The 7,984-nt window shown below is 64.6% G+C and carries 7 protein-coding genes; 3 read left to right on the forward strand and 4 right to left on the reverse strand.

Annotated elements, in window-relative coordinates:
- Positions 1-43 precede the first annotated feature (43 nt).
- Positions 44-196: a hypothetical protein gene (locus F3J15_RS06835; protein WP_166888774.1), complete on the reverse strand. Its 153-nt coding sequence runs from the start codon at positions 194-196 to the stop codon at positions 44-46.
- On the opposite strand from F3J15_RS06835, the gene F3J15_RS06840 reads away from it, so the two are divergent.
- Positions 186-629: a GNAT family N-acetyltransferase gene (locus F3J15_RS06840; RefSeq protein WP_166889053.1), complete on the forward strand. Its 444-nt coding sequence runs from the start codon at positions 186-188 to the stop codon at positions 627-629. The genes F3J15_RS06835 and F3J15_RS06840 overlap by 11 nt on opposite strands.
- A gap of 145 nt (positions 630-774) precedes the next feature.
- Here the strand turns inward: F3J15_RS06840 and F3J15_RS06845 are convergent, their stop codons facing one another.
- Positions 775-2,523 (reverse strand): cholesterol oxidase substrate-binding domain-containing protein, encoded by a 1,749-nt coding sequence (locus tag F3J15_RS06845; RefSeq protein ID WP_166889056.1) that lies wholly within the window; start codon positions 2,521-2,523, stop codon positions 775-777.
- 920 nt (positions 2,524-3,443) lie between these two features.
- Between F3J15_RS06845 and F3J15_RS06850 the strand changes: the two genes are divergently transcribed.
- A complete protein-coding gene (locus F3J15_RS06850) occupies positions 3,444-3,902 on the forward strand; it encodes a hypothetical protein (protein ID WP_166889059.1) in 459 nt (152 codons plus the stop codon).
- 184 nt (positions 3,903-4,086) lie between these two features.
- Positions 4,087-4,908 (forward strand): helix-turn-helix transcriptional regulator, encoded by an 822-nt coding sequence (locus F3J15_RS06855; protein WP_166889062.1) that lies wholly within the window; start codon positions 4,087-4,089, stop codon positions 4,906-4,908.
- A gap of 274 nt (positions 4,909-5,182) precedes the next feature.
- Here F3J15_RS06855 and F3J15_RS06860 read toward each other — a convergent pair whose 3' ends face one another.
- Together F3J15_RS06860 and F3J15_RS06865 are read right to left on the reverse strand one after the other, a co-directional pair.
- Positions 5,183-6,073: a LuxR C-terminal-related transcriptional regulator gene (locus F3J15_RS06860; RefSeq protein WP_166889065.1), complete on the reverse strand. Its 891-nt coding sequence runs from the start codon at positions 6,071-6,073 to the stop codon at positions 5,183-5,185.
- 203 nt (positions 6,074-6,276) lie between these two features.
- Positions 6,277-7,980: a cyclic peptide export ABC transporter gene (locus F3J15_RS06865; RefSeq protein ID WP_166889068.1), complete on the reverse strand. Its 1,704-nt coding sequence runs from the start codon at positions 7,978-7,980 to the stop codon at positions 6,277-6,279.
- Positions 7,981-7,984: the final 4 nt, after the last annotated feature.

Genomic DNA, 7,984 nt, shown 5'->3' on the forward strand with positions numbered 1-7,984 from the left:
CCGGGCGCCCGCGCGACTGCCGGCATCGCCGCGCGCGTCGATGTCAGCGGCACGGGCTGGCCGACGCCTCGGCGATGTCGCATCGCACCGCATCAGCCAACGCCTCGCCGATCGCATGCTGAACGACGGCCGGGTTTTCCAATAGATAGAAGTGCCCGCCGTCGAACGCGCGGAGCAAGCGAATCATGAAGATCATCGTACGTGACGCCGTGGCCGCCGATACGCCCGCCCTGTGCGAGCTGTTCCTGCGCTCGCGCCGCGAGACCTTCGTCTGGCTGCCGGCCGGCGAGTTCCAGCTGGCCGACTTCGCGGCCCAGACGGAAGGCGAGCGGCTGAGGGTCGCCGAGGACGAAGGCGGGCGACTCGCCGGCTTCGTGTCGGTCTGGGAGCCCGACCATTTCATTCATCACCTGCACGTGTACCGGCCGCATCACCGGAGCGGCGTCGGCCGGGCGCTGCTGCGCGCGCTGCCGGGCTGGCCGGCCACACCTTACCGGCTCAAGTGCCTGCGCGCCAACACGCCGGCGCTGGCGTTCTATGCCGCGTGCGGCTTCGTCGAGATCGGCGCCGGCCGCGCGGACGACGGCGAGTACCTGCTGCTCGAGTCCGGCGGCAAGGACGGCCCATGACCGTCCACCTGCGGTACTGCCTGCGGCAGGCGGCGTGGGGGGCCTTCGGCCTCGCGCTGCCGTCCGTCACGTCCTGAATGACCCTGAACCTGCACGGTTCGCGCATCGTCATCCGTTCCATGGCAGCCGGCTTGCGCCGGGATCGCTACGGCATCAGCCGGTCGAGCAGCGGCGACCGGAAGATCCGGTGCGGGTCGTAGCGTTCGAGGGTCGCGCGCGCCGTATCCCAGCTGCTCGACGGCGGCTGGCCTTCACGATGCAGGTTCGGAATCGTGGTGGTAAGCATCGTATCGTCCTGCCAGGCGGCCGTGTCGGTATAGGCCCAGCCCTTCGACCATTCCGGGCGCACCGTCGCATACGAGCCGGTGTAGTTCGCGAGCATCCATTGCTCGATCTCGCGATAGAAGCGATCGGCGGCCGGCGTGCCCGGCAACGTCAGGATGTCGAACCACACGGCGGTATCCCATTCCGGCCGGTCGGGGCGCGGCTTGAGCGCGGACAACGCGGGCACGACCGCGCCCGCGCCGGCATCGGCCGGCTTGTCGAGCCCGGTGACCCGGATCTCGACGGGACCGTTCATCGGATACTCGCCGCGCGCCTTGTACGCGTCGACGCGGTTCTGATAGAACTGCACGAATTCGCTGATCACGCGCTGCACGTCGGCGCGCCGCGCCAGTATCGCGTAGCCGTTCGCGGTGACGCGCAGCGTCGTCGGTCGAATGTACTGCAGCACGGTGCGCGACCAGCCCCAGATGTCCCCGCTGAGCGTGAGTGCGAGACCGGCCGTCGTGATGGCCAACTGCGTCTGGCCGAACAGCGGCGTCAATGCGCCTTCGCCGCCGATCACGATCCGCTTGACGAGATCCGAGATGGTCTGCGAGATCGAATCGGAGAACGGATAGTTGTACGGCTGCGTGACGGCGCGCGACAGGAACGGCTTGCTGGGCGTCGGCGTCCAGACCTTGAGCCACGGCTTGGTCGTGAACGGGAACCAGATGGCTTCCACCCGGCCGGAGCTTTCGAGAAACGACGCGATCGTGCGGCCTGTCGTGCCGGCCGCGGCAAACAGTTCGGATGCCGGAATATCGACGTAGCTCTGGCAGCGTAGCCGCTGGTTCGGGCCTGCCGTCAGCGTGACTTCGACGACGAACGCCCGCCCGATGTGCGCGAGGAACGCGCCGATCTCGGGATCGCTGCGCTCGAACCGGCGCAGCACGTATTGCTGCCGGGCCGGATCGAACACGACCGCGGTGAGCGCGACCACGAGATTGCTCAGCGAGCCCCAGGTATGGCCCGGCTGCAAGGTTTCACCGGCCGCCGGCACGGCGGTGCCGTGTGCATCGATCGCAAGCGCGCCGCCGAGCGTGATGTCGCCCGGTGCCGGCGCGGCAATCACGCCGAGGCCATACGGCTCGAGCGTCGCGAGCAACGATTCCAGCGAAACGCCCGTTTGGGCGGTGACGCGCGCCGGACGCGCCGACGTGTCGACGGAGACGGCCGTCAGCGACTTCGTCGTATCGAGCAGCACGAGGTTCGCGGCGCCGGCGCCCGGGTCCAGCGTCAGCGGCGACCAGTTGTGCATGTAGCCGCGCGGGCGTATCCGGTAGCCGTTTGCGCGTGCCCAGTTGACGGTGGCGACGACGTCGTCGGCGGAGCGCGGCGCGGCGGTCCATACGTCCTGCACGGCGATCTCGCCGCTCCAGTTCTGAAACGCCTGCTTGTAAAGCGGGATGTCGGCCGGGAAGCCGGGCGGTGTCTCGCCGGCCGTCCGTGCGTGCGCCGCAATCTGGTACAGCGGTGTCCAGCCGGTGACGATGCCGGCCGCCGCGAGCTTCGCCATGTCGGCCAGGAAGGCGCGACGCGGCGCAGGTTCGTCTCTGAAGTCGTGACTCATGGTGTGCTCCAATTTTTCGGAATTGTTTTGCAGATTGGAAAGACGACAAATGACGCGTTGAGACTCGTGTGGCAATTCGAGCAGGTGCGACGCGCGGGAAGCGTTGCGCGTGAATGGGCGAGGATTGAAAAAGACGGCGCGTGCGGCAATGTGCGGCCGCGCATCACCACGGACGTCTAAAAGGAAATCGAAAAATCGCCGGGCGATTGCTTCAATTGGCCGTCGGCCTGTTCTGTCGGCAAGCAGATAGGGAGATTCGACGGAATCGCGTGTGGCGAAGCGCTAGCCGCGACGATCGATAAAAGATGATTTCACGTGAATATTAATTTCATGTTTCGATTTTTTAAATAAACCCGGCCGCAGTTCAAGGTTGATTGATGTTGCGTCGTATATTTCGGTCGAAAGCGTAGCAATTTATCTATCGGGTGACAAGCGATGGAGTTGACGAATTCCGAGTCATTTAATATGGAAATTTTGTGACGAGAAATGGCTTCGCCCTTTGTGGATATTTTGCAACGCCGGTCTCGGCGGCACGCAGCCATGGGCCGGGAACGGAAATTATGCTTTGCCGTCGCGCATATTGAATCGATTGTTGAGTGAATCGAAATAACGTCCGGAAAATAATACTTGGAGCCAGGTCGGTGAGCGGAGGGTATGGTGAAATCCGACAATTTCTCTCTCGAATGCGGCTCCCGGGCAGAAATTCGTGGTATGCGCCGCTTGGGGGATTATTACAAAAGTTCGTGGTAAACGGATGTCGATTTATCCGTGTATTAATAATAATGCTAATAAGCGGATCGCAGATCGATTGATATCCGGTTCGCAAGCGATGTGATTTAAAAAAATAGATGTCGCGGAAACTGCAAATGTCTTGAATCGTCGCTATCATACGCGGCTGGGATATACATGGATCAAATTCAATGGAAAGAATCGTTTCGCTTTTTGATCGCGATTTTTCGTTGAATTCGCCGGGAACGCGCTCGCTTCGTGCCGGCGGCTGGGTTTCCGATTCAGGTATTCAGCACGTCCGGCGGCGGCGCGTTTTCATCCGGCAACGCGCATCAACTGAAATGGACGTTTCGGCCTCGTGCGGCTTCGCCCGTCATGAACGTCCATCAAGGCGGCGTCGACCGCCTCGCGCTGTCCGATACGGGGGAAACATCGTGCCTGTTTCACGCTCGTCATCGGCCGGTTCGATCGTCGGTGACGAGGCGGTGCTCGCCGCGCCTGCAGATCGTTCGCACGCGCATGGCGTGTTCCGGATCGTGGGCGGGCGCGTTCGCGAACGGGTCGCCGATCCGTCGAGCGAATCGCAGCCGGCCGTCGAGTGGAACGCGGCCGCCGCCCCCGTGCCCGCACGCGATCTCGCATCGGGCTGAACCGGGAACGGCGCGCCGTCGTTTCGCGTGAGCCGGGCGCATCGGCGCGCGCTGGCGGCGGCGCGTTACCCGCCTGAGAACGCGCGCGACGCAGTGCGACCCGACGCGCGCCGCGCACACCGTGCCGGCTCGCCCGCGCTGGCGTCGCGCCGCGTCCTCAAGCACGTACAACAAGGAGAGTCAGATGTTCGCGAAGCTCGGGAAGGTTATTTCGAGCGCCGGCAGTGAGCGGTTCGCATCCGACATGCATGCATTGCTGGTCGAATCGATTCCGCTCGCGATCACCCGGATGACTGAATGGACGCTCGACGAGCCGGCGGGCGAAGTCGTTCGCGTGCAATCGCTCGGCGCGTTCGGCGCGCCGGGCGACAACGGGCGTGGCGCGCCGGCCGCGCAATGCGAGCGGGAACCGGCGGCGCATCCGCCGTTGAACCGGATCCTGGCGGCCTGCGACCGGCAACTCATTCATATCAATCCGCTGATGCGGCGCGGCAATGGCGGCGAAGTCGCGCCGCCGCGCGGGCCGGGCGGCGGATTTCAGTGCCATCTCGTGTCGGGCAAGGCGAATCGCCGCTACGTGATCTCGCTGCATCGCACGGCATCGCATCGCGACTTCTCGCTGCAGGAGATGTCGTTCCTGAAGAATTTCGCCGATACGCTGCTGCCGCTCGTCGAGTGGCATGCGTCGACGCGTCGGCACGGCGAGCTTGAATGCGCGACGGCGCCCGGTGCGACGGCAGGCCTGCCCGGCGTCGAGGCGCTGCGCCACGAGTTCGAATCGCGGCTCGCGCGCGCGAGGGTCGTGCTGTCGGCGCGTGAAAACGAAGTGTGCCTCGGCCTGCTCGCGGGCAAGATGCTGCGCGAAATGGCCGGCGAGCTCGGTGTGAAGGAGAGCACGATCGAGACGTACATCAAGCGCGCCGCGGTGAAGCTCGGCATCAGCGGCCGGCACGGGCTCACGAAATGGATGATCGACGATTCCGTACCGCGCGCGTCGGCGGCGTGACGCCGACACACCGCCGGCGTGCCGGGATGGCGGCCGCGCGTGCCCGCGCCGGCGCGCGTCGTCGCGAGCGATGACGATGATGTCGCCGGGTGCGGCAGCGCGGGTTGTGCTGCCGGCCGGATTGCCGGCGTGCGATGCGAGGGGGCGGCCGGCGGCAGCCGACCCATGGTGTTTCGCGCGTCGCCTGCGTCGGCGTCGCGCGCGCTGAAGTGCTTGGCGTGCCGCATCTGACGCACGCCGTGCCGCTGGGCGTGCGTGTTCGGGCCGCAGGCCCTCAGGTTCCGATGCGCGGCGACGCGTAGTCGCGCCGCATGCTTCTCATGCCGTCCCTGCCTGCTTCCGTCGCGGCCCCGGCCGTCTCGTCGAGCATCCAGCGCGTCAGGCCATGACGCCCGCTGAAGCCCAGCTTGACGGCGGCCCGCTTCAGGTAGGTCTCGACGGTGCTTTCGCGCAGCGCGAAACGCATGGCGATGGCGGGCACCGTGTCGCCGGCCAGCAGCGCCGTGCATGCCTCGATCTCGCGCGTCGACAGCTTGACGCCGGCTTGCTGCAGACGCTCGGCGAACCGCCGCGCCACGCGCTCCCGGCCCGATTGCGTCGCCGGCGGCGCGGCGATGGTCACACGGGCGGCCGGTGGAGCCGAATCGAGCGCCGCGACATGGCTCTCGACGATCGGAAACAGCACGTGCGAGAGTTCCTTGAGGAAGGTCCGCTCCTGCGACGAGAAATCGTCGAACGTACACGTGCGATACAACGAGATCACATAACAGTGGCCCCGCTTGCAGGTCACGAGGTGGAATTGCGCGTAACGCGGCGACACGACCGCCGCCTGCATGAGGATGAAGCGGTCGAGCTGCGCGTGGATCGGGTCGTGGCCGGCGAGCGTGTCGTCGACGTGCAGGGGGCGCGCGCCCGGGCGCGGCGGCATCTGCGGCCCGTAACACGCAGCGGCCGCGCCGGCCTTCGCGAGCGCCGCGCCGACCGCGCCGAGGCTGCGCACCGCGGGATCGCCGTCAGGCGCGTCGTCGACCGCAAGCTCCGAAATGCGGATCTCGTCGACGGGGACCGCCGCGGCGATCAGGTTGTACATCATGCGGGGAAAGCGTCGGCTCCCGCTGCTCGAGATCGCTTCGCCGACGTGTGCGAACAATCTGCTGAACTCCATGAAGGGATTCCTGATGAGACGTTGAAGCTGCGCGTGTGCGCATGAATGCCGACATGATTTAAACACCCGCCTGCGTACGCGTCTGTAACGGATTGCCGGGACAGCCGAAGCCTCGCCGGTCGTCGAATCCGGTACGGCGCACGACGACCGTTCCGCCCGCCCGCGACAGACGGCGCGCACCTTGTCCGCATCCGGATCGCGGCTCATCCGGCAGCCTCGGCCCGGACGGCACACAGGGCCGTATCGGAGAAGATGCGGCCGCTATCCAGGCGAATGACCCGATCCGCCAGCTTGAAGTACTGATCGTCGTGGGTAATGATGACGACGCATTTCCCGCGGGATTTCAGGTCGGGAACCAGCACTTCATAGAAAAATCGCTTGAAGACCGGATCCTGGTCGGCGGCCCATTCGTCCAGGATATAAATCGGACGATCCTCGATGTACGCGCACAGCAGCGCCAGTCGCTTGCGTTGCCCTGTCGACAAAGCCCGGGTGGTCGAGTAGGTCCGGCCGGAAATCTCGATCTTGTCGGCCAGTTTCAGCGTGTCGAGGTATTTCCGGGCAAGCTCGATGCTTTCATTGCCCCGATCCGGTCCGATGATCCGGTTGAACAAGTGGAAATCGGTGAAGACGGCGGAAAACAGGTTTCGGTACTGCTCCCTGGCATCGTCGTCGATGACTTTTCCGTCGAGGGAAATCGTTCCGCCGGTAGGCGCATAGAGGCCGCTGAGGACCTTGCCCAACGTGCTCTTGCCGCTGCCGTTTCCGCCGATCACATAGACGAGTTCGCCGGCATGAATCGTCATGTCGATGGGGCCGAGCACGAAGTCGACCGACGACGCGTCGTCACGGTAGTTCATCGTCACCGCTTTCAACTCGATGACCTTCCATGACTTCGCCGACGGGGATTCCACCTTGCCCGGAGCGAGCGGTTCCTCGTGTGAAGCCTGCGTGTCGTCGATCAGAAAGCCGAATTCCGCCAGCCGGGCGAGCGCGGTCTTGCCTTCGGCCACCACCGGCAGGATATTGATCAGCATGGTCAAGGGCCCCAGCATGTAGAGCACGGCCAGAATGCTCGCCGTGAGGACGGAGGGATCGACGACGCCGAGCGAAGGTACGCCGAACAGCAGGAATCCGAGCAGGACCGCAACGGTGATCTGGCCGATGCTGTCGCCGCTCATGAACCAGAAGCGTTCGATGTAATTGAACCCCGCCACGCGCTTCGATGACAATTCGATCGCGGCCCGGGTAAACCAGCGCCGCCTGGCCCGGTTGAGCTTGAGCTCCTTGATTCCGAACACGAGGCCATGGGTGTATTCGTTGAACTGGACGAATTCATCGCGAACCCGCTCCGTGAAATTGACCGCCTTTCGATAGAAGAACAGGTAAAGCACCAGGCCGACGATCGTCAGGATGATCGTCGACGCGAAAACGATCCAGGAGAGATAGGCGAGATAGGCGATGCTGCAGATCAGGACGACTGATTGAACGATGATCGTCGGTATCGTGAGCAGGGTCTGGCTCAGCTGCGGAATGTCCTGTGTCAGCATCGTCAGGACATTGGGCGCGCCACGCCTGTCGATTTCATCCAGCGGGGTCGCCAGGATCCTTTTGCACAGGTTGACGCGCAATCTCGTCATGACTTTCATGCAGGCATAGGAGGGCATCACGGCCGCGCCGCTCCTGCAGACCACCGCGATGACGTTCACGGCGATGAACATCAGCAACAGCGTCTGTCGATCATCGCGGTCGTGCAGCACGGTGCTGATCAACCCGACGCCCACGATCGACGCGATGCCGCTGACGAGGCCCGTCAGGACGGTGCCCAGCGTCAGCCAGGGATGACTGCGCCACATCAGGGTGACGGCGGAATGCCAGGGCGGCGATTTGCTTTGAGCGGAATCCATGAGT

The sequence above is a fragment of the Burkholderia sp. Ap-955 genome (genome assembly GCF_011753045.1).
GTDB classification, from domain to species: Bacteria; Pseudomonadota; Gammaproteobacteria; order Burkholderiales; family Burkholderiaceae; genus Burkholderia; species Burkholderia lata_D.

Excerpts from the sequence above, each read along its gene's own strand:
- F3J15_RS06835 (WP_166888774.1), bottom strand. The coding sequence starts at position 196 with ATGATCTTCATGATTCGCTTGCTCCGCGCGTTCGACGGCGGGCACTTC.
- F3J15_RS06855 (WP_166889062.1), top strand. The coding sequence starts at position 4,087 with ATGTTCGCGAAGCTCGGGAAGGTTATTTCGAGCGCCGGCAGTGAGCGG.
- F3J15_RS06860 (WP_166889065.1), bottom strand. The coding sequence starts at position 6,073 with ATGGAGTTCAGCAGATTGTTCGCACACGTCGGCGAAGCGATCTCGAGC.
- F3J15_RS06840 (WP_166889053.1), top strand. The coding sequence starts at position 186 with ATGAAGATCATCGTACGTGACGCCGTGGCCGCCGATACGCCCGCCCTG.
- F3J15_RS06850 (WP_166889059.1), top strand. The coding sequence starts at position 3,444 with ATGGAAAGAATCGTTTCGCTTTTTGATCGCGATTTTTCGTTGAATTCG.
- F3J15_RS06845 (WP_166889056.1), bottom strand. The coding sequence starts at position 2,523 with ATGAGTCACGACTTCAGAGACGAACCTGCGCCGCGTCGCGCCTTCCTG.
- F3J15_RS06865 (WP_166889068.1), bottom strand. The coding sequence starts at position 7,980 with ATGGATTCCGCTCAAAGCAAATCGCCGCCCTGGCATTCCGCCGTCACC.